Here is a 20,438-nt window from a genome sequence, read left to right as displayed (position 1 = left end):
CATTTGACGGGAGGCCACACGGATGGCAACGAAGGAAAAAGCGCAAGTCGAATTCATTTCCGCACAGGACGAGGTCAATCTGCTTGCGGAGCGTGCGAAGAAGGCGCTCGAGGCCTACATGCGGCTGGACCAGGAGCAAGTCGACCGGATCGTGCAGGCGATGGCGCTTGCCGGTCTAGACAAGCATATGCCGCTCGCCAAGCTGGCAGTGGAGGAGACCGGACGGGGCGTTTACGAAGACAAAATCACGAAAAATATTTTCGCGACGGAATACATTTATCACAGCATCAAGGCGGAAAAGACAGTCGGCGTCATCGAAGAGAACGTCTATGAAAACTACCGCATGGTCGCCGAGCCGGTCGGCGTTATCGCCGGCATCACGCCGGTAACCAACCCGACTTCGACGACGATGTTCAAGTCGCTGATCGCAGCCAAGACGCGCAATCCGATCGTCTTCGCTTTTCATCCTTCGGCGCAGCAGTCGAGCTCGGCTGCGGCGAAGACGCTGCTTGAGGCGGCCCTGGCAGCCGGCGCGCCCGAGCATTGCATTCAGTGGATCGAGCACCCTTCCGTCGAAGCGACGGGGCTGTTGATGAATCACAAGGACATCGCGCTCGTGCTGGCCACCGGCGGTTCCGCGATGGTGAAGGCGGCCTACAGCACCGGCAAGCCGGCGCTAGGCGTCGGTCCCGGCAACGTACCGTGCTTCATCGAACGAACCGCGGATCTCGAGCAGGCGGTCACGGACCTGATCCTGTCCAAGACGTTCGACAACGGCATGATTTGCGCATCCGAGCAAGCGGTCATCCTCGACGAACCGATCTACGACCAGGCGAAGGCGCTCATGGCGCGCCAAGGCTGCTATTTCCTCAATAAAGAGGAAATCGAGGCCGTATCGCGGCTCGTCATCAATCCCGAGAAGTGCGCGGTCAACGCAGTCATCGTCGGACAGCCGGCCGCGAAGATCGCGGAGATGGCCGGTATTCAAGTGCCTGCGGCGACGAAGGTGCTCGTGGCCGAGCTGGCCGGCGTGGGCGAAAAGTTCCCGCTGTCCGCCGAGAAACTAAGCCCCGTGCTTGCGTGCTACAAGGTAAAAACGGCTGAGCAGGGCATCGAGCGCGCCGCCCAGGTCATCGCCTTCGGCGGCATGGGCCACTCGTCGGTTATCCACTCGAACGACCAGGCGGTCATCGCGGCGTTCTCGGCCCGACTGCAGACCGGACGCATCATCGTCAACGCGCCTTCGACGCACGGGGCGATCGGCGACATTTACAACACGAACCTGCCTTCGCTCACGCTCGGTTGCGGCTCGTACGGCCACAACTCGACGACCTCGAACGTCACCGCCGTCAACCTCATCAACGTGAAGCGCGTGGCATACCGCACGGTCAACATGCAGTGGTTCAAGGTGCCGCCGAAGATTTACTTCGAAAAGGGCGCCACGCAGTATCTCGAGAAGATGCCGGACATCAGCCGCGTTATGATCGTCACCGACGAAGCGATGGTGAAGCTCGGTTACGTAGAGAAGGTGGCCTACTATCTTCGCAAGCGCAAGGATCCGGTAGCGGTCGAGATCTTCAGCGACGTCGAGCCCGACCCTTCGGTCGACACGGTCGAGCGTGGCACGCGCATGATGGCGCAGTTCAAGCCGGACTGCATCATCGCCCTCGGCGGCGGCTCGCCGATGGACGCGGCGAAGGCGATGTGGCTTTTCTACGAATATCCGGACACCAGCTTCGACTCGCTCAAGCAGAAGTTCATGGATATTCGCAAGCGGATCTACAAATATCCGCGCCTCGGCAAGAATGCCAAGTTCGTCGCGATCCCGACGACGTCGGGTACCGGCTCGGAGGTGACGTCGTTCGCGGTCATCACCGACAAGAACAAGGGCAACACGAAGTATCCGCTCGCCGATTACGAGCTTACGCCCGACGTCGCCATCGTCGATCCGGACTATGTGTACAGTCTGCCGAAAACGGCGGTCGCCGACACCGGCATGGACGTGCTGACGCATGCGATCGAAGCCTATGTCTCGGTGATGGCCAACGACTTTACGGACGGCCTCGCGCTCAAGGCGATCCAGCTCGTGTTCGACAATCTCGAAGCGTCGTACCACAAGGCGGACCCGGTCGCGCGCGAAAAAATGCACAATGCCTCGACCATCGCGGGGATGGCGTTCGCCAACGCGTTCCTCGGCATCAACCACAGTCTGGCGCACAAGTGGGGCGGACAGTATCATACGGCGCACGGCCGGACCAACGCGATCCTGCTGCCGCATGTCATCCGGTACAACGCGCAACAACCGACGAAATTCGCTTCGTTCCCGAAGTACAGCCACTTCGTCGCCGACAAGCGTTATGCCGACATCGCACGGCTGCTCGGACTCCAGGCTCGCACGACGGAAGAGGGCGTCACCAGCCTGATTAACGCGATCCGTCAACTCAATCTGTCCCTGCAGATTCCGGAGTCGTTCCAGGCGCTGGGCTTCGACGCCGCCGACTTCGAATCGCGGGTCGACCAGCTTGCCGACCGCGCTTTCGAAGACCAATGCACGACCGCGAATCCGCGCATGCCGCTCGTCACTGAGCTGGCCGACGTGTACCGGAACGCTTTTTACGGCAAGTTTTGAGCGAAAGAACGATCATGGGAGGGCAATGGGCATGAGCATTCTAAACAAGACGATCGGCGAATCCGCCGGCCGCTTGGACGGCTGGAGAGGCTTTCAAGCTGGCGCTTGGCAAACGGCCGTAGGCGTGAACGATTTCTTGGCGCGCAACCTGACGCCTTATGAAGGATCGGCCGCGTTCCTGGCCGATCCGACGGAGGCGACCCGGCAGTTGTGGACGCAAGTGCTGGCGTTGATGAAGCGGGAGCGGGAAAACGGCGGCGTGCTCGACGTGGACACCGAGACGGTGTCCACGATCGTCTCGCACCGTCCGGGTTACATCGACAAAGCGCTGGAAAAGATCGTCGGCCTGCAGACCGACGCGCCGCTGAAGCGCTCGATCCAGCCGTTCGGCGGCATCCGGATGGCGCAGGATGCCTGCGAGGCTTACGGCTATAAGCTGCCGGACGAGATGGTTCGCACCTTCACCGACGTTCGCAAGACGCACAACCAAGGCGTGTTCGACGCCTACACCGCGGAGATGCGCCTTGCCCGCAAAGCGGCCATCATCACCGGCCTGCCTGACGCATACGGCCGCGGCCGGATCATCGGGGACTACCGCAGGGCGGCGCTGTACGGCGTCGACAAGCTGATCGCGGCCAAGCAGGCCGACCTGACCGCGCTGGAAAAGGACGTCATGGGCGAAGACCTCATCCGTCTTCGCGAGGAAGTGTCCGAGCAAATCCGGGCGCTGGGCGAGCTCAAAGCGATGGCGGCCTCGTACGGCTACGATATTTCAGGACCCGCGACGAACGCGACGGAAGCGGTACAGTGGCTGTACTTCGCCTACCTGGCCGCGATCAAGGAGCAGAACGGCGCCGCGATGAGCCTTGGCCGCGTATCGAGCTTTCTCGACGTATATATCGAGCGGGACATCCAGGAAGGCACCTTGACCGAGGAGCAAGCCCAGGAACTCATCGACCACCTGGTCATGAAGCTTCGGCTGGTCAAGTTCCTGCGGACGCCGGATTACAACGAGCTGTTCAGCGGCGACCCGACCTGGGTGACCGAGTCGATCGGCGGCATGGCCAAGGATGGGACGACGCGCGTCACGAAAAACTCCTTCCGCTTTCTGCACACGCTGTACAATCTCGGTCCGGCGCCAGAGCCGAACCTGACGGTGCTTTGGTCGACCGGTCTGCCCGAAGGCTTCAAGGACTACTGCGCCAAAGTATCCGTCGACACGAGCTCGATCCAGTACGAGAACGACGATCTCATGCGTCCGATCTACGGCGACGACTACGGCATCGCCTGCTGCGTATCGGCCATGCGAATCGGCAAGCAGATGCAGTTCTTCGGCGCCCGAGCCAACCTCGCCAAAGCTTTGCTGTACGCGATCAACGGCGGCAAGGACGAGAAGCTGGGCGTGCAGGTCGGTCCCGAGCTCGCGCCGCTGACGGGCGAGTATCTCGACTACGACCAGGTCATAGCGCGGTACGACGAGGTGCTGGAGTGGCTGTCGAAGCTGTATATCAACACGCTGAACGTCATCCACTACATGCATGACAAGTACAGCTACGAACGCATCGAGATGGCGCTGCACGACACGGAGATCCTGCGCACGATGGCGACCGGCATCGCCGGCCTCTCGGTCGTCGCCGACTCGCTGTCCGCGATCAAGTACGCCAAGGTGAAGCCGATTCGCAACGAAAAAGGGCTCGCGGTCGACTTCGAGATTGAAGGCGAATATCCGCAGTTCGGCAACAACGATTCGCGCGTCGACGATATCGCGGTCGACCTGACGGATACCTTCATGTCGAAGCTGCGCAAACGCCAGACTTACCGCGGCTCGATGCCGACGCTGTCGGTGCTGACGATCACGTCGAACGTCGTCTACGGCAAGAAGACCGGCAGCACGCCCGACGGCCGCAAGGCCGGCGAGCCGTTCGCGCCGGGGGCGAACCCGATGCACGGCCGCGACCGCAAGGGCGCGCTCGCCTCGCTCAGCTCGGTCGCCAAGCTGCCGTATTTCAACTGCCTCGACGGCATCTCGAACACGTTCTCGATCGTGCCGAAGGCGCTCGGCCGCGAAGAGGACACGCGCGTCGGCAATCTCGTGTCGCTGCTCGACGGCTACGCCGACAAAGGCGGCCACCATCTCAACATCAACGTGTTCAACCGGGAGCAGCTGCTCGACGCGATGGAGCATCCGGAGCAATACCCGCAGCTGACGATTCGCGTCTCGGGCTATGCGGTCAACTTCATCAAGCTGACCCGCGAGCAGCAGCTCGACGTCATTAACCGGACGTTCCACGGCTCGATCTGACAGCTGCCCAAGCCCGGCCGCCCGCGGACGCGGAGGCCGGGTGCGGAAGCGGGCAATCGGATAAGCGCATAGCGGATGGTCGAGAGCGCGGCTGACGCGCCGGCCGTTGGTCATTCATTCGAATCTTCAGAGGGGGGACTTGACGATGCATCATGCCGGAAGGGTACATTCTCTGGAGACGTTCGGGACGGTCGACGGTCCGGGCATTCGCTTCGTGCTCTTCATGCAGGGCTGCGCGCTCCAATGCGCGTATTGCCACAATCCCGATTCCTGGGACACCAAAGCCGGACAGCTGCGAACGGTCGACGACATATTGGCCGAGATCGAACCGTACGTTCCCTTCTATAAAAGGTCGGGCGGAGGCATCACCATCACGGGCGGGGAACCCACGCTGCAGGCGCCGTTCGTCGCCGAGCTGTTCGAGAAATGCAAGGAACGGTGGGGCTTGCATACCGCGCTCGATTCGTCGGGCTTCTGCGATCCGCACCATGCCAAGCGTCTGCTCGACGCGACGGACCTCGTGCTGCTCGATCTGAAAATGATCGACCGCGCCGGTCACGAACATCTCACCTCGCAGCCCAACGATCGCATCCTTGCCTTCGCGAGGTATCTGTCGGACGCCGGCGTCAAAATGTGGGTCCGCCGGGTGCTCGTGCCGGGCTGGACCGACGGGATGTCGGAGCTGCTGGCGCTAGGCGAATTTATCGGCGAGCTGCGCGGCGTCGAGAAGGTGGAAGTGCTGCCGTACCACCGGATGGGCGTGTACAAGTGGGAGCAGCTGGGCAGAGCTTACAGGCTGGATGGCGTGACGGAGCCGTCGACCGACGAGGTGAAGCGGGCTTATCGGCTGATCGAACAAGGCAGGCAAGCTGCAAAGGCTTCAGAGGCCGCAAGGTAACGCGGACGGACGCTTCTTCCCGGCGAGAATCGGGGGAGGTGCGTCCTCGTGCGTTCCATCGAGAAAGGAGACCATGACATGTCCACCGTATCCGTAACCGGCGCGATTCTCGCAGGAGGCCCTAAATCGCTTTTGGGCGGAACGCTGAAAGCGCTTCTGCCGCTGCAAGAAGAGGCCGTGATCGTCAGGCAAGTGCGCGAAATGCGCAAGCTGTGCAAAGAAGTCATCGTCGTGACCGATACGCCGAAGCCTTTTTTCGACGTATTGGATTCGTCCGTTCGCATCATAACGGATTTTTTTCCGGGGCGCGGGCCGCTCGGCGGCATGCATTCGGCGCTTCGCCTCGCGCGCAATCCGCTGGTATGGATCGTCGGTTCGGACATGCCGTTCGTCTCGGCGGAGGAAGCGCGCCGGCTGATGACGGGCTTGTCGGACGGCGTTCAAGCCGTCATTCCGATCGTCGGCGAGCGGCCGGTCCCGCTGCACGGACTTTACGACAGCCGCTGCTCCGAGTCCGTCGCCGCGCTGCTGACCGCCGGCGGCGAGAGCATGGAGAGCCTGCTCGGCCGGGTCCCCTGGCTTGGCGTGCCGGCGGAAAGTGATGCAGGAGAGAATGCGTCTGGCTTTTCCTTCGAGATTCGATGCGAATCAGATTACGAGCGTGCCCGCAGTTTGCTGCACATTGCCCGTTCTACCGGCTAATTGGCTTCCTTTTCGCTGGAACCGCTATTTCGTGCCGAATCAAACCGACGTTCGATCCTTATGCAGGATTATGTCGTTTTATGTTGAAATAGCTAAGTACAGTCCGACTCCGGGGGGAAAGTCATTCATGCATGCAATTGAACCGATCCATACATCCGCCAGAAAAGCAGCGCTGGGCGTTTGGGCGCTGCTTCTCGTCATTTTTATTATTCTCTCCGTCCCGATCGCTTGGAGCACGTCTTTCTATCAAGACCGGATCGTGCAAAAGGCCGACCAGGACGCCGCCGTGGCGCTTGCCGCCCAAGCCAATTCGCTGAAGCTCGCGCTCGAGCGCCGGCTGCTGCTGTCGGAGAGTCTCAAGGCGTTCGCGGACACGGAGCTCACGAACGGCAAGGAGATCGACGTCGCGCGGTTTAACGAATTCGCGTCCCATTTCGTACCCAGTATTCCGGATGTTCGCAATATTTCCCTCTATCCGGACGGCATCGCGCGCTACGTGTATCCTTCCAAGGGAAACGAAGCGCTGTTCGGGCTTAATCTGTTCGAGCACCCGGATCAAGCGGTCCGGGATAACGCGACGCGCACGATGAAAATGAAAGAGGTCACCCTCATGGGGCCGCTGGAGCTGAAGCAGGGCGGTCTGGGATTGTTGACGCGGCAGTCGATCTTCGTGAACGGCCGTTTCTGGGGCTTTGCCTCGATCGTGCTGGACGTGCCGGCGCTGATTAGGGAGGGCATCCAGTCCACGGAAACCGGTGAGCTCGATATCGCGCTGCGGGCCAACGGCCGTCTCCTGCTCGGCAACGAGGATTTGTTCGATGGAGAAGGTTTGAGGGAAATGGTCAAGCTCCCCCGAAGGCGAATGGTCGCTCGCCGGCAAGCTTAAGGAGAGCCAGCTGCGCGAGATCAAGGACAAGGTGCTTCTGATCCGCGTGATCAGCATGATTTGCGTGGCGCTCATTCTATATTTGCTGTACGTACAGCTGACCGGCAAAGCCAAACTCAATGAAAAGGTTCGCGAGCGAACGAGCGAGCTTCAGCGGGCGAACGAGAAGATCGAAGCCTCCAACGAGGAGCTGATCGCGATCGAGGAGGAACTCCGCGAACAGAATCGGACGCTCGAGAGCAAGGAGCAGGAGCTGCGTTACTTGGCTTATCACGATGCCGTGACCGGCGCGTATAATCGAACGTGCTTCAACCAGCATCTCGAGGAACAACGGGCAGCCGCCGAGCGAATGGGACGCAAGCTAGCGCTGCTGTACTTGGATCTCGACCAGTTTAAGCTGGTGAACGATACGCTTGGCCATACTTTCGGAGATATTCTGCTTAAGGATGCAGCGATGCGTCTTCAGGGCATTCAGAACGAAGGATACCCGAGGGTGGCGTTTTACAGGATAGGGGGGAGACGAGTTCACGATCATTCTCCCGCATATCGAAGATCCGGAAGCCGGCACGCGGCTCGCGGCGCAGGTGATCGAGCTGTTCCGTCAGCCCTTCTATCTCAAGGGAGCCGAGTATTACTTGACCGCGAGCATCGGCATCGCTCTGTATCCCGATCACGGGGCCGATGCACCGACGCTGGTCAAGCACGCCGACAAAGCGATGTACGCAGCAAAGGAGGCGGGGAAAAACCGCTATAAATGCTACGACGGCAAGGGCCAGGCAGAAGCTAGCGAGCTGATGGAGCTGCGGAACTATCTGCGCAAGGCGCTGTCTCGGGGCGAGCTGGAGCTGTATTATCAGCCGCAGATCCAAGCGGGGAGCGCACAGTTGGTCGGCATGGAGGCGCTTTTGCGCTGGAATCACCCTAAGTTGGGACCGGTATCGCCGCAGCAGTTCATTCCGCTTGCCGAGGAGACGGGACTCATCGTCGAGATCGGAGAGTGGGTGCTTCGCGTCGCCTGCGCGCAGAACAAAGAATGGCAGGAGGCGGGTTTTCCCGAGCTGCGCATCGCGGTCAACCTGTCCGCCCGACAGTTCGCTTCCGGCGACTTGGCGGCGTCCGTCCGCAGCGCATTGGAAGCGTCGGGGCTAGAGCCGCGGTACCTGGAGCTTGAGATCACCGAGAACATGGCCATGAAAAACGAAAATCTCCCGACGCTCGAGCTGCTGCGGGATATGGGCATCACGCTGTCGATCGACGACTTCGGCACCCAGCATTCCTCGCTCGGCTATCTGAAGTCGCTGCCGATCAGCCGGATCAAGATCGACCGTTCCTTCGTCAGCGGCATCGGCAAAGACGAACGGGACGAGGCGATCATCCATGCGATGATGCTCGTCGCCCGCCGCCTGAAGCTGTCCGTCGTGGCCGAGGGCGTCGAGACGGAGGCGCAATACCGCTTCCTCGCCGAACACGAGTGCGACGATATCCAGGGCTTCCTGTTCTACCGTCCGCAGCCGGCGGAGCTGATTCGGAAGGTACTGCTGGAGCATTGGAAGTCATAGCGGAAGCGTGGATCGGCGAATTTAGGCTTATAACGGACGCGTTGCCTACGAATAATCCCCTCGCGCATTCGATGGCGCGAGGGGATTATTCGTAGGCGCGATTAGGCGTTTTCGTCTTGCTCCTCCACCAGATGCTTCAGAATGGCCAGCTTGTTGTCCCAGAATTGCTCGAAGTAACCGAGCCAATCTTTGAGCTCCGCGAGCGGCTCGGGGCGGAAAGCGTAACGCGTCTCGCGCCCGGCCCGCCGCTCGGTGACGAGCCCCGCTTCCCGCAGGACGCGCAAATGCTTGGAGACGGCGGTCCGGCTCATGTCGAACTGCCCGCTGAGCGCCGACAACGGCTGCTCGCCCTGCGTGAGAAGGCGCAGCAGGCGCCGCCGGCTCGGGTCCGCGATCGCCTGGTAGACGTCGTGCTGCGGCAGCGCTTGTCCCATCAGGCCTCGACCAGCCGCTGCAGCTTGGCAACGATGCCGTCCCAGCCGCCTGCCATATGTTCGCGAACGATGCCATGCGGTTGACCGAACTCGGTCAGCGAGTCCTCGTCCCAACCAGCGTGCGTGAGCGTGAACGCGGTGCGTGCGTCCGGCAGTTCCTTCAGCTCGAACGACAGCGTCCAGTCCTTGCCCCAGTTCATAGCGAATCGCTCGGGCGGGTCAAATACGGTCACTTTGCACGGCGACATGCCGAACGGTCCTGCATTGAGCGTAAATTCATGGCCGACGACCGGCTCGAAGTCGTTCGGCGGCATAAACCAGGCGGAGATGCCTTCGGCCGTGGATACCATTTTCCAGACTTTCTCGATGGGCGCGTCCAGCTCCAAGGTACGTACGATATCGGGGAGTTTGCGGGAATTGCTCATGTCATAGACCTCCTCTGAAATAAAGGAAACCATTTGGTTTCGCATGGCTATCATACGAAACCGAATGGTTTCATGTCAACTGGGAGTTGTGCCTGATCGAAAAGGACGGCGTTTTTCCGTTTTAACAGTATCCCCTTCGAACAGGAAAGCGAATGCGATAAAGTCCGCATTCGCTTATTTTTACTTGGCAGCCCTGCCGTCACAGGTGCAAGATCGGCGCGATCTTACCGCATTCGACATGCGTCCCTGCCCTGCTCTCCTGAACCAAAGGGATATTGTTAAAACGCGCTGAAGAAGCTTCGTTCGGATGGATCGCATCCACCTGGTTGAAAAACGCTTGCTGCAGGCGGCAGCCTTTTATTTTTGAGCTCCGTCCTCGCCTTGCCGTTGCTCGCGCATGCGCGTCATTTGCTGCCAGACCGAGCCGGCGGCTTCTTCGCCGCTGCGAATGCGGGCGATGGCGATCTCGGCCTGCAGCTTCACCTCGAACTCGGACTCGGCTGCAGCCAGGCGCTCCAGCGCCTCCACCGCGGACTCGTCGCCGGCCTCGTACAGGAAGCGCGCGGCGCGCCAGCGCACGAGCTTGTTGGCGTCGCCCAGCGCCTCCGCCATGGCCGGACCCGCGGCGGGATCGCCGATGTCCGAGAGCGTGTCCCCGGCCGTCCGGCGCACGGCCGCCGACGTATCCTTGAGCGCGGCGAGCAGCGGCGGCAGCGCCTCGGGAATGCGCAGGTCGCCGAGGTAGACCACGGCGAGCCGGCGCACCGACACCTGCGGGTCGCGCGCGGCCTGCGCGAGTAGCGGCAGCAGCTCCGCGTCGGGCTTCGCCCGCGACAGCGCCGCATAGCGCGTCTGCCAGTCCGGCGCGCGAAGCGCCGCCTGCAGCTCGTCAGGCGTCGTCGCCCGGCCCGCCGCGGCGCCGCCTTCGGGCGCGTCGGCCGCGGCTGCGCCATCGCCTGCGCCCGCCGCCTGCGCAGCCGCGATCAGCTCGCGCAGCCGCTCGTCCGGGTATGCCGCGTCGAGCTCTCGCGCGACCTCCTCCAGAATCTCCTTCGGCTCGCCGTAGCGGACGCCGAACTCCGCGAGCCGCCGCTCGCGAATGAACGTGCCGCCCGCGGCCTCGTTCACGGCGTCCGTGAACCGCTGGCCGAGCGCGGCCCGCGATTCCTGGCCGCCGCTCTGCACGCGGATCTGCATCGGGATGCCGCGGTACATCTGCACGAGCACGCGGGCTTCGCCGAAGCTGTAGGCCAGCGCGTCGGCGCCCGCGCCGGCGCCGACGCCGTCCGCGGCGGCGCCGAACAGCTCGCGCACGGCCGCGAGGATGCCCGCCCAATCCGCGCTCGGTCGGCGGTCCAGCGCGAAGAAGTCGGCCGTCCTGAACGCCGACTTCACGCCGGGAATGTCGAGCAGCTTCGCCACGAAGGGCGGCAGCTGGTCTTTCTTGTCCATCGTATAGGTATGGCGCTCGCCGGCAGGCAGCTTTTCGTCCACGTTCAGCTTCATCGAATTCGGGCTGGGCGTAGGTTCAATCGACAGCAGCTTCATGTACACACGACCTCGCTTTGCATATGGTGATCTCGCCAATCTCTCTCTATACAATACCGCACCGCGTTCCGTATTGCCAAAGGAGGGGTATTTAAGTGACAGATCGGTCTTGGTACATTGACCTGATTCCTGCTATAGTAAGATTAGTACGTCAACGGAGGGGTACCATGCCTAAGAGCCGCTTCGGCAACCTGGATTCCATTCGCGCGGGCGCCGCGGGGAAGGACCAGTTCGCGCGATGGCGTCAGGAACGCCTGCAGAAGATGAGGAACAAGGGATATCTGGAATGCGTCCCGAACGTGAAGCCCGACCTGCCTTTCCTTCATCATAACCGTCAAGAGCCGTCCGTTACCTGGATCGGGCATTCTACGTTTTTGCTGCAGATGGGCGGCCTTAATATCGTCACCGACCCGGTATGGGCGCGCCGCATGGCGCTCCAGAAGCGGCTGGCGCCGCCCGGCGTCGAGCTGTCCGACATGCCGTCCGTCGACCTCGTGCTCGTCTCCCATTCCCACTACGACCACCTGCACTTCGGCTCGCTGCGTCGCTTGCGGGGACCCAAGCGGCTGTACGTACCGGCCGGCCTGAAGCGCAAGATGGCGATCAGGGGATTCGGCGAGGTTCACGAGATGCACTGGTGGGAGAATTGCACCGTGCACGGCGTGAAGTTTACCTTCGTGCCGGCTCAGCACTGGACCCGGCGCAATCCCTGGGACATGAACAACTCTCACTGGGGCGGCTGGGTCATGGAGACGCATCACGGTCCGACGATCTACTTCGCCGGCGACAGCGGCTACTTCAGGGGATTCGAGGAGATCGGCCGCCGCTTCAAGATCGACGTGGCGTTGATGCCGATCGGCGCCTATGATCCCGAGTGGTTCATGGCTGCGCAGCACGTGAGTCCCGAAGAGGCGCTCAGGGCCTATCAGGACCTGAAGGCCGATATTTTCGTCCCTATGCATTACGGCGCCTTCAAGCTGTCGGACGACACGCCGATGGAGGCGCTCGAGCGGCTCGAGGCGGAGCGCGTGCGCCTTGGCATTCCGCAGGAGAAGATCTTCCTGCTCCAGCACGGAGAGACCATGCGCTTCTCGCAGAGCCATGTCATCGATAACGAAGCAAAGGATGGATTGGATTGATCACAGTTAACAACGTCAGCCTCAGATTCGGCAAGCGTCCGCTTTTTGAGGATGTCAACATCAAGTTCACGCCGGGCAACTGCTATGGCCTGATCGGCGCGAACGGAGCGGGCAAGTCGACGTTCCTGAAGATTCTGTCGGGCGAAGTGGAGCCTTCGAGCGGCGAAGTATTCATCACGCCGGGTGAGCGCCTCGCGGTGCTCAAGCAGAACCACTTCGAGTACGACGAATTCAAGGTGCTCGACACCGTCATCATGGGTTACGAGCGCCTGTACCAGGTCATGAAGGAGAAGGACGCCATCTACGCGAAGGCCGACTTTACCGACGAAGACGGCATGCGCGCGGGCGAGCTCGAGGCCGAGTTCGCGGAAATGAACGGCTGGGAAGCCGAGAGCGACGCAGCCGAGATGCTGAACGGCCTCGGCATCACGACCGACCTGCACGACAAGCAGATGTCCGAGCTCGGCGGCAACGAGAAGGTCCGCGTCCTGCTGGCGCAGGCATTGTTCGGCCAGCCGAACATTCTGCTGCTCGACGAGCCTACCAACCACTTGGACCTCGAATCGATTAATTGGCTCGAAGAGTTTCTGGCGCGTTACACCGGCACCGTCATCGTCGTATCGCACGACCGGCACTTCCTGAACCAGGTTTGTACGCATATCGCGGACATCGACTTCGCCAAGATCCAGATGTACGTGGGCAACTACGACTTCTGGTACGAGTCGAGCCAGCTCGCCACGCAGCTGATGCGCGACCAGAACAAGAAGAAGGAAGACAAGATCAAGGAGCTGCAGGCGTTCATCCAGCGATTCTCGGCGAACAAGTCCAAGGCCAAGCAAGCGACCAGCCGCCGCAAGATGCTCGACAAGATCTCGCTGGACGACATTCGTCCGTCGAGCCGCAAATATCCGTTCATCCAGTTCAAGCCGGAGCGCGAAGCGGGCAAGCAAATCGTCACGATCGACAACGTCAGCCTGACGGTCGACGGCGAGAAGCTGCTGGACGGCGTGTCCTTCGTCGTGAACAAGGGCGACAAGATCGCGCTGGTCGGTCCGTACGGGCAGGCCAAGACCGCGCTGTTCCAGGTATTGATGGGCGAGGTGGAGCCGGATTCCGGGTCGGTGCAGTGGGGCGTCACGATTACGCCGGCTTATTTCCCCAAGGACAACTCGGCTTACTTCGAAGGCAACGACGATTCGCTCGTCGATTGGCTGCGCCAATACTCCAAGGACCAGGACGAGTCGTTCATCCGCGGCTTCCTAGGCCGCATGCTGTTCTCCGGCGACGAAGCGCTGAAGAAGGCGTCCGTGCTGTCGGGAGGCGAGAAGGTCCGCTGCATGCTGTCCAAAATGATGCTGACCAGCGCCAACACGCTGCTGCTCGACGAGCCGACCAACCACTTGGACCTCGAATCGATCACGGCGCTGAACAACGCGCTCGTCGACACCGACGAGACGATGATTTTCACGTCGCATGACCATCAGTTCATCCAGACGATCGCCAACCGGATCATCGAGATCACGCCGAACGGCTTGATCGACCGGATGACGACGTACGACGAGTACCTGGAAAACCCGGAGATTACGGCCCTGCGCGCGCGCATGCTGCCGGCTTGATAAGCCGACGGAGCGCCTGACCGATAGGCTTCGGGTACGCTTTTGAAACTTCGACATTTCTGTAATACAATTGTAATGTGCGTTTTCGTTTCAATTACGGTGGATCTGTACAATGTAAGAGTGACCCCCCTTTTCAATATATCTTTCTTAAGAGCCTTCCGGCCGGATGCCGGGGGCTCTCTTTTTTTTGTGGTATGATGGTTAAACTCATACCGCGATGAAGGGGACGACTATGTTCTATTCGCTCAGAAACCGGCTGATCGCTTTTTTCGTCCTGCTGTTCGTCCTGTCGTTCGGCGCCCTGTCCGTGCTGATCTTCAACGAATCCCGCTCGATCATCCGCTCCTACATCGAATCTTCGGCGCTCGAGAAAATGGACGAGTACGGCTCGTATGTCGATATGGTGCAGACGCAGATCTACGACCTCGCTTCGCTTATCTTCAACAGCGACCTGACGGACGAATGGGACGAGGCCGCGTCGGACCCGAATCTGCCGGAAGGCGAGAAGATGCTGGCACACCTGCAGATGAGCAAGTATCTGTCGCAGACGAACAACAGCTACACGAGCGTCTCTTCTGTCGCGATCTATCGTCAGGAAGGCCTGTGGGTCAGCATGAGCAATCAGGTCGTGCGCGACAAAACGTTTCTCGACCAGGACTGGTACCGCAGCTTCAAGACCGCGAACGAACGCTGGCTGCCTGCGCATACCGACGACGTCGAACTGCAGATCCGCGGCAGCGATCATCCTGTCGTGAGCATGCTGATGCCGCTCGGCGTCTTCGAGCCGTCGCAGGCGCGCAACGTGCTGAAAGTAAATGTAAGCGCCGACTATTTCCTCGAACCGCTGAACCGGATTCACCTTGGGGAGAGCGGCACGATCTACCTGCTCGATCGCGGCGGCAACCCGCTGCTTTCCCAGAGCGAATACGGCTCGCGGGGAGAGGCGCGAAGCCAGGTCGAGGCCGTGCAGAAGGGCTGGCGCAAGCAGGGCGTCGTTTATTTCAAAAACGAGCAGGGACAGTCGCAAATTCTCGTATATAAGAAGCTGGCGTTGACGGACTGGATGCTGGTCGGCTTCGTCTCCGAACGGGACCTGTACGCGCAGCTGCTCAAGCTGCGCAACAGCATCGTGTTCCTGTTCGCGCTCCTGCTGGTCGTCTCTCTGTTTCTCGCCTTCTGGCTGTCGCACGGCGTCACCAAGCCGCTATCCCGGCTCGTGTCCGCGATGCGCCACGTGCAGCGGGGGGGACTTCGACAGCGCCGAGAACCGGTTGCCGCCCGCGCGGCGCGTCCGGAGCGAGGTCGGCTTCGCTACCGCGACCTTCCGCACCATGATCGTACGCCTCCGCCAGCATATCCAAAGCGAATTCGAGCTGAAGCTGCTGCGGCAGCAGGCCGAGTACAAAGCGCTGCTTATGCAGATCAACCCGCATTTTCTGTTCAACACGCTGGAGCTGCTTAGCAGCCTCGCCATGCAGAAACGGACGGACGACACGGTCAAGGTGATCGTTTCGCTCGGCAAAATGCTGCGCTTCTCGCTTCGCCTGAGCGACGACCTGGTCGGCTTGAAGGAGGAAATGAAGTACGTGCGGGATTACGCGTCGATCCTGCAGGTGCGTTTCGGGGATAAGCTGCGTCTATCGATCGTGGAAGAAGGAGACGCAGCGTCGCTGACCGTCGTGAAATTCATTTTGCAGCCGCTCATCGAAAACGCCGTAAAGTACGGCTTCAAGCAGCATCCCGAGGCGATCGTGGAAGTCCGGATCTTCCGGTCGGACGGGCGTCTGCATCTGCGCGTATCCGACAACGGGCCGGGCATGCCGGAGCAGCTGCGCCTTCAGCTGCTGGAGGGCTCGGGATCTTCCAGGCTGGACGACATTCTGAGCAGCCGGGAACGGCAGATCGGGCTGGGCAACGTGCTCGCGCGCTGCCGCTTGTATTACGGATCGCTATTCGAAGTTCGAATCAGCGCCGCGGACGGAACTGGCACGCGCATTGAACTCATCATTCCCGTACAGGAGGCGTCCAGCGATGTACCGAGTATTGATCGTGGATGACGAACCGGAGATCCGGCAAGGTCTAAGGCTTAAAATCGATGCGGACAAGCTCGGGCTCGAGCTGGCAGGAGAGGCTTCCAACGGCGTCGAGGCGCTGGGGCGTCTGGAGGAGGAAGCCTACGACATCGTCATTACGGACATGAACATGCCGGTCATGGACGGCGTCTCGTTTTTGGAGGCGTGCCGCGAGCGCCATCCCGACGTCCGGCTCGTCGTCATTACGGGCTACGAGGATTTTCAATATGCGAGAGCCGCGCTGCGGCACCAGGCGAGCGATTATTTGCTCAAGCCGGTCGCCGCGGACGAGCTGGCTGACGTGCTCGCGAAGGTAACCGCCGAGCTCGACGGCGAGCGGCAGGAGACCGCGCGCGAGGAGCGGACCCGTTGGGAGCTCTCGCAATATTACAAAGAAATGAAGGAGCAATTCGTCGTCCGCCTGATCAAAGGCGAGCTGGACAGGGAGGCCGCGACCTTGGAGCGGGCGCGCAGATTCGGGCTGGACGCGTGGGCGGAAGCGGAGGTCCGCTTTTTGACCGTGGGCCTGCGCGAGAGATCGGGGGCCCCGGCTCGTCGACAAGCGATGCCGGCAGACGAAGACGATACGACGGCGTCGGGCGAGAGCGCGACAGCGAATCGTTCGGGCAAGCCGGAAGGGGAGTGCGACGCAGCGAACGGCCGGATATCCGACCGTTCCCCGGACCAGTTCCGCCTGCCGCTCGAGCTGATCTGCAGGGAGAGAGCGCTGGAGAGCGGGGGGGGCTTGCGAGGCGTTTCGCGATGCGAGCTATCCTGGCCTCGTGCACTTCGCGACCGCGGAGAGCGAGGCCTGGCTGCAGGACTTCGCCGTCAAGCTCGCGGAGCCGACGGCCGCGCTGCTCGGCTTCGAGCTGGCCGTCGGCTTCGGCGGGCCCGCGATCGGCTTCGGGCAGTGGAAGGAAGGATATCTCTCGTCGCTGCTCGCCTGGAATTTGTCCGAGAGCGGACTCGCCGGGGAGGACCGCCGGGCGTCCGCCGGCCGGACCGCGCTTACCGGCGAGGAGCTCAAGGTGTTCGAGCGTTATCTCGAACGCGGGGGAGCCCGAAGCGTTCGCCCGGGCGATCCGGCAGCCGCTGGACGAGGCGTTCGCCGCTTCGCAAGCCGGCTTCGTCAAGGTGATCTTCCAGCTGTACTTGCAGCTGGAGTCGCAGGCGAACGATACGCGCATCGCCCTGGATCACGCGGAGCAGCTGTGGCTTCGCCCCGAGATGGCGCTCGCGCTGGATTCGGCGGACAAGGCCCGCGCCTTTTTTGACGCGGATCGCCGAGAAGGTGGCGCGGCAGCATCGGCACGAGGCGGAGGAGAGCGACCATGCGCTCATCGACGCCGTGCTGCGCTTGATCGACGAAAACTATATGACGGACCTCAATCTGACCGACCTGGCCGAGCGCTTCAACTACAACCCCTCCTATTTCTCGGAGATGTTCAAGAGCAAGGTCGGCAAGACGTTTATCCAATACGTCACCGACGCCCGGATGGCGCAGGCGATCCGCCTGCTGGAGGGCACGGAGCTGAGTCTGTGGGACATCGCGGAGCTGACGGGCTTCTCCAATGCCAGTTATTTCAGCTCCAAGTTTAAACGAATGCATGGCGTGACGCCGTCGGATTACCGAAAGGGCTTGAAGTAAGGGAAACAGGAAACTCCCTTTTGTCAGAAAAGAAAATGAAAATCCCCGGCAACCAAGCCGGGGAAAGTTGTTTATACTGCGTTATGGAGCGGTGCGCCGGGCGTGATGATCCGGTGTTGAATGAGGGCTGATTGCGCCCACTCGTCTGCAGGAGCATAACCCTTTTCAAGGAGGGATCTAACGTAATGACCGTTGTAAGCCCACCAAGAGATGATTCCGTAGATTCCCAGCGTCACGATGCTGAGGCCCCAAATGCGGAAAAAGTTGCGGAAGTCACCGCGGAACAGCGGGACCCAAAGTCCGAAGAAAAAGAAGGTCCAAGAGAATCCTAGCTTTGCTTGCTTGGTAACTCCGGAGGAGTGCCTAAGACTTATTCTCAACGACATCACCGTAAAAAAGTCCCCATCGGATGGGGTATTTGCTCCTATATATGCGCTATAATTCTACAACATTTGGAGTAATTTGGCGATAGAAAAAGACGTAACCAAATGAGGTCCATTTTGTATACCTGTTATTAGGCATGGCGTCACGGCCCCGACAGCGGGCGTCCGCATCCGGAAAAATTGATAGCGAATTGCCGAAGAAATAGAATTCAGCCCTCCGCCTCCGATGCTTATGATGAGGATATCATCATCGCAAAGGAGGCGTCGCGCTATGCGGACTGCGCGCCGGCAGCGAGTTTATCCCCACAACCGTACGGCCTATTTGTTTTTGCTGCCCTGGCTGATCGGCCTTTTCTGCCTGACGCTCGGGCCGATGCTCGGCTCGCTGTATTTGTCGCTGACGAAGTACAACCTGCTCAGCGCGCCCGAGTGGATCGGCTTCGCCAATTTCAAAACCATTTTTACCGACGACTCGACCTTCACGGGATCGCTAATGTTGACGTTCAAATACGTCGTCCTGTCGGTCCCGCTGCGGCTCATCTTCGCGCTGCTCGTAGCCATGGCGCTGAACAAGGGGATCAAGGCGCTCGGCATTTACCGCACCGTCTACTATATCCCGTCCTTGCTCGGCGGCAGCGTCGCTATCTCGATCGTCTGGCGCCAGATTTTCGACACCGAGGGCCTGATCAACGGCTTTCTCGGCTGGTTCGGCATCGACGGGCCCGCCTGGATCGCCCACCCCGACTACCTGATCTACCCGATCGTGACGCTTTCGATCTGGCAGTTCGGCTCCGCGATGGTCATCTTTCTGGCGGGGCTCAAGCAGATTCCCGCCGACCTGTACGAAGCCTCCCAGGTGGACGGCGCGGGCAAGGTCCGCCAGTTTTTCAAGATCTCGCTGCCGATGCTGACGCCCGTCATTTTCTTCAACCTGATCATGAGCATCATCAATTCTTTCCAGGCGTTCACGCCCGCCTACGTCATCGGCGACGGGCACGGGGGACCGCTCGACGCGTCGATGTTCTACACGCTGTACTTGTACCTGAAGGGCTTCTCTTACTTCGATATGGGTTATGCCAGCGCGCTGGCCTGGATCATGCTCGTCATCATCGCCGCCTTCACGGGCATCATCTTCGCCACGTCCCGGTTCTGGGTGTTCTACGGCGACGGCAAGGAAGGGAGGTAATCGGGCATGCTTACGCTTAGACGCTACTCCGGCAGCGGATTGCGGCATTTGCTCATCATTGTGATCGGTCTCGCGATGCTGTACCCGGTGCTGTGGCTGCTCGCGAGCTCGTTCAAGCCGAATCAGGATATTTTCACGAATACGGGCCTCTGGCCGTCCACGTGGACGCTCGATAATTACCGCAACGGGTGGGAAGGCTTCCAGGGCATCACGTTCGCCCGCTTCTTCGGCAACTCGGCGCTGGTCTCCGTGCTGGCCGTACTCGGCAACATCATTACCTGTTCGTTCGCGGCTTATGCGTTCGCGCGGCTCGAGTTCCGGTTCAAAAAAGATCTGGTTCGCCATGATGCTCGTGACGATCATGCTGCCGTACCATGTCACGCTCGTGCCGCAGTACATCATTTTCAGCGAGCTGCACTGGATCAACACGTACCTGCCGCTGTTTCTGCCGAAGTGGCTGGCGCACGATTCGTTTTTTTATTCTGCTCATGGTCCAATTCATCCGCGGCATCCCGAAGGAGCTCGACGAGAGCGCGACGATCGACGGCTGCAGCCAGCAAAAGCTGTACTTCCGCATCATCATGCCGCTGCTGGCGCCCGCGCTCATCACGACCGCGATCTTCACCTTCATATGGACGTGGGACGACTTTTTCAGCCAAATGATCTATTTGAGCGATATCAAGCTGTTTACGGTTCAGCTCGGCATCCGGGCTTTGTTCGACCCGTCGGGCACGTCGGATTGGGGCGCGCTCATGGCGATCTCCGTGCTGTCGCTCGTGCCGATCACGCTGATCTTCCTGATCTTCCAGCGTTATTTCCTGGACGGCATCGCGACGACGGGCCTGAAGTGAACGCGACTCGCGATCCGGGCCGCCTGAAAAAATTGATAGCGAACAGCCGAAGGAATGACATTCAAGCGGCCGGCGAATCCAAGTAGGATGAGCATTGTAACCGCTTCTCATTTCAAAACGATTAGGGGGAGAGCTCACGATGAAAAAAAAGATGGCT

At 60.6% G+C, this 20,438-nt stretch carries 16 protein-coding genes and 2 pseudogenes; 15 read left to right on the top strand and 3 right to left on the bottom strand.

The window, feature by feature from the left end:
• Nucleotides 1-22 precede the first annotated feature (22 nt).
• The 7 genes and pseudogenes from adhE (at nt 23) to OMP38_RS08055 (ending at nt 8,976) form a co-directional block, all read left to right on the top strand.
• Complete coding sequence (adhE, locus tag OMP38_RS08085; RefSeq protein ID WP_277564618.1) at nt 23-2,629, top strand: bifunctional acetaldehyde-CoA/alcohol dehydrogenase; 2,607 nt, start codon at nt 23-25, stop codon at nt 2,627-2,629.
• 31 nt (nt 2,630-2,660) lie between these two features.
• On the top strand, nt 2,661-4,931 hold the full coding sequence (pflB, locus tag OMP38_RS08080; RefSeq protein ID WP_277564617.1) for a formate C-acetyltransferase: 2,271 nt from the start codon (nt 2,661-2,663) through the stop codon (nt 4,929-4,931).
• Nucleotides 4,932-5,076: 145 nt separating this feature from the next.
• Nucleotides 5,077-5,829, top strand: coding sequence for a pyruvate formate-lyase-activating protein (pflA, locus tag OMP38_RS08075; RefSeq protein ID WP_277564616.1), 753 nt, complete (start codon nt 5,077-5,079; stop codon nt 5,827-5,829).
• A 48-nt stretch (nt 5,830-5,877) separates the two neighbouring features.
• On the top strand, nt 5,878-6,531 hold the full coding sequence (mobA, locus tag OMP38_RS08070; RefSeq protein ID WP_277564615.1) for a molybdenum cofactor guanylyltransferase: 654 nt from the start codon (nt 5,878-5,880) through the stop codon (nt 6,529-6,531).
• A gap of 127 nt (nt 6,532-6,658) precedes the next feature.
• A complete protein-coding gene (locus OMP38_RS08065; protein WP_277564614.1) occupies nt 6,659-7,417 on the top strand; it encodes a CHASE domain-containing protein in 759 nt (252 codons plus the stop codon).
• A 55-nt stretch (nt 7,418-7,472) separates the two neighbouring features.
• Nucleotides 7,473-7,886 (top strand): annotated as a pseudogene (locus OMP38_RS08060) (diguanylate cyclase); the annotation flags it as partial.
• A gap of 61 nt (nt 7,887-7,947) precedes the next feature.
• Nucleotides 7,948-8,976: a putative bifunctional diguanylate cyclase/phosphodiesterase gene (locus tag OMP38_RS08055; protein ID WP_338130486.1), complete on the top strand. Its 1,029-nt coding sequence runs from the start codon at nt 7,948-7,950 to the stop codon at nt 8,974-8,976.
• Between the two features lie 101 nt (nt 8,977-9,077).
• Here OMP38_RS08055 and OMP38_RS08050 read toward each other — a convergent pair whose 3' ends face one another.
• The 3 genes from OMP38_RS08050 to OMP38_RS08040 form a co-directional block, all read right to left on the bottom strand.
• Nucleotides 9,078-9,410 carry an ArsR/SmtB family transcription factor gene (locus tag OMP38_RS08050; protein ID WP_277564613.1) on the bottom strand — a complete coding sequence of 111 codons (333 nt, stop codon included), beginning with the start codon at nt 9,408-9,410 and terminating at the stop codon, nt 9,078-9,080.
• Nucleotides 9,410-9,835, bottom strand: a complete 426-nt coding sequence (locus OMP38_RS08045) for an SRPBCC family protein (RefSeq protein WP_277564612.1) — start codon at nt 9,833-9,835, stop codon at nt 9,410-9,412. Before OMP38_RS08045 ends, OMP38_RS08050 begins: the two co-directional genes overlap by 1 nt.
• Nucleotides 9,836-10,192: 357 nt before the next feature.
• Entirely contained in the window at nt 10,193-11,383 is a 1,191-nt protein-coding gene (locus OMP38_RS08040; RefSeq protein ID WP_277564611.1) for a conserved virulence factor C family protein, read from the bottom strand.
• A 167-nt stretch (nt 11,384-11,550) separates the two neighbouring features.
• Here OMP38_RS08040 and OMP38_RS08035 point away from each other — a divergent pair, with 167 nt between their 5' ends.
• The 8 genes and pseudogenes from OMP38_RS08035 to OMP38_RS08005 all read left to right on the top strand — a co-directional run bounded on the left by OMP38_RS08035 (nt 11,551) and on the right by OMP38_RS08005 (nt 20,281).
• Nucleotides 11,551-12,522: an MBL fold metallo-hydrolase gene (locus OMP38_RS08035; RefSeq protein WP_277564610.1), complete on the top strand. Its 972-nt coding sequence runs from the start codon at nt 11,551-11,553 to the stop codon at nt 12,520-12,522.
• On the top strand, nt 12,519-14,138 hold the full coding sequence (locus OMP38_RS08030; protein WP_277564609.1) for an ABC-F family ATP-binding cassette domain-containing protein: 1,620 nt from the start codon (nt 12,519-12,521) through the stop codon (nt 14,136-14,138). The genes OMP38_RS08035 and OMP38_RS08030 overlap by 4 nt, the downstream gene beginning before the upstream one ends.
• Nucleotides 14,139-14,370: 232 nt before the next feature.
• Nucleotides 14,371-15,600 carry a cache domain-containing protein gene (locus OMP38_RS08025; protein WP_338130436.1) on the top strand — a complete coding sequence of 410 codons (1,230 nt, stop codon included), beginning with the start codon at nt 14,371-14,373 and terminating at the stop codon, nt 15,598-15,600.
• On the top strand, nt 15,554-16,195 hold the full coding sequence (locus tag OMP38_RS34555) for a sensor histidine kinase (RefSeq protein ID WP_338130435.1): 642 nt from the start codon (nt 15,554-15,556) through the stop codon (nt 16,193-16,195). Before OMP38_RS08025 ends, OMP38_RS34555 begins: the two co-directional genes overlap by 47 nt.
• Nucleotides 16,170-17,351: a response regulator gene (locus OMP38_RS08020; protein ID WP_277564608.1), complete on the top strand. Its 1,182-nt coding sequence runs from the start codon at nt 16,170-16,172 to the stop codon at nt 17,349-17,351. The genes OMP38_RS34555 and OMP38_RS08020 overlap by 26 nt, the downstream gene beginning before the upstream one ends.
• A gap of 132 nt (nt 17,352-17,483) precedes the next feature.
• Nucleotides 17,484-17,861, top strand: a complete 378-nt coding sequence (locus OMP38_RS08015; RefSeq protein ID WP_277564607.1) for a helix-turn-helix transcriptional regulator — start codon at nt 17,484-17,486, stop codon at nt 17,859-17,861.
• A 654-nt stretch (nt 17,862-18,515) separates the two neighbouring features.
• A complete protein-coding gene (locus OMP38_RS08010; RefSeq protein ID WP_277564606.1) occupies nt 18,516-19,430 on the top strand; it encodes a carbohydrate ABC transporter permease in 915 nt (304 codons plus the stop codon).
• Between the two features lie 6 nt (nt 19,431-19,436).
• Nucleotides 19,437-20,281 (top strand): annotated as a pseudogene (locus OMP38_RS08005) (carbohydrate ABC transporter permease).
• The last annotated feature ends 157 nt before the right edge of the window (nt 20,282-20,438 follow it).

It is taken from the genome of Cohnella ginsengisoli (assembly GCF_029525555.1).
In the GTDB taxonomy this organism is placed as follows: Bacteria; Bacillota; Bacilli; order Paenibacillales; family Paenibacillaceae; genus Cohnella; species Cohnella ginsengisoli.
This window is presented reverse-complemented; position numbering and strand designations above follow the sequence as displayed.

Bases quoted from the DNA above. Each gene is read 5' to 3' on its own strand.
- adhE (WP_277564618.1), top strand. From the start codon at position 23: ATGGCAACGAAGGAAAAAGCGCAAGTCGAATTCATTTCCGCACAGGAC.
- OMP38_RS08050 (WP_277564613.1), bottom strand. From the start codon at position 9,410: ATGGGACAAGCGCTGCCGCAGCACGACGTCTACCAGGCGATCGCGGAC.
- OMP38_RS08040 (WP_277564611.1), bottom strand. From the start codon at position 11,383: ATGAAGCTGCTGTCGATTGAACCTACGCCCAGCCCGAATTCGATGAAG.
- OMP38_RS08025 (WP_338130436.1), top strand. From the start codon at position 14,371: ATGTTCTATTCGCTCAGAAACCGGCTGATCGCTTTTTTCGTCCTGCTG.
- OMP38_RS08065 (WP_277564614.1), top strand. From the start codon at position 6,659: ATGCATGCAATTGAACCGATCCATACATCCGCCAGAAAAGCAGCGCTG.
- pflB (WP_277564617.1), top strand. From the start codon at position 2,661: ATGAGCATTCTAAACAAGACGATCGGCGAATCCGCCGGCCGCTTGGAC.
- OMP38_RS08010 (WP_277564606.1), top strand. From the start codon at position 18,516: ATGCGGACTGCGCGCCGGCAGCGAGTTTATCCCCACAACCGTACGGCC.
- OMP38_RS34555 (WP_338130435.1), top strand. From the start codon at position 15,554: ATGCAGATCAACCCGCATTTTCTGTTCAACACGCTGGAGCTGCTTAGC.
- pflA (WP_277564616.1), top strand. From the start codon at position 5,077: ATGCATCATGCCGGAAGGGTACATTCTCTGGAGACGTTCGGGACGGTC.
- OMP38_RS08045 (WP_277564612.1), bottom strand. From the start codon at position 9,835: ATGAGCAATTCCCGCAAACTCCCCGATATCGTACGTACCTTGGAGCTG.
- OMP38_RS08020 (WP_277564608.1), top strand. From the start codon at position 16,170: ATGTACCGAGTATTGATCGTGGATGACGAACCGGAGATCCGGCAAGGT.
- OMP38_RS08035 (WP_277564610.1), top strand. From the start codon at position 11,551: ATGCCTAAGAGCCGCTTCGGCAACCTGGATTCCATTCGCGCGGGCGCC.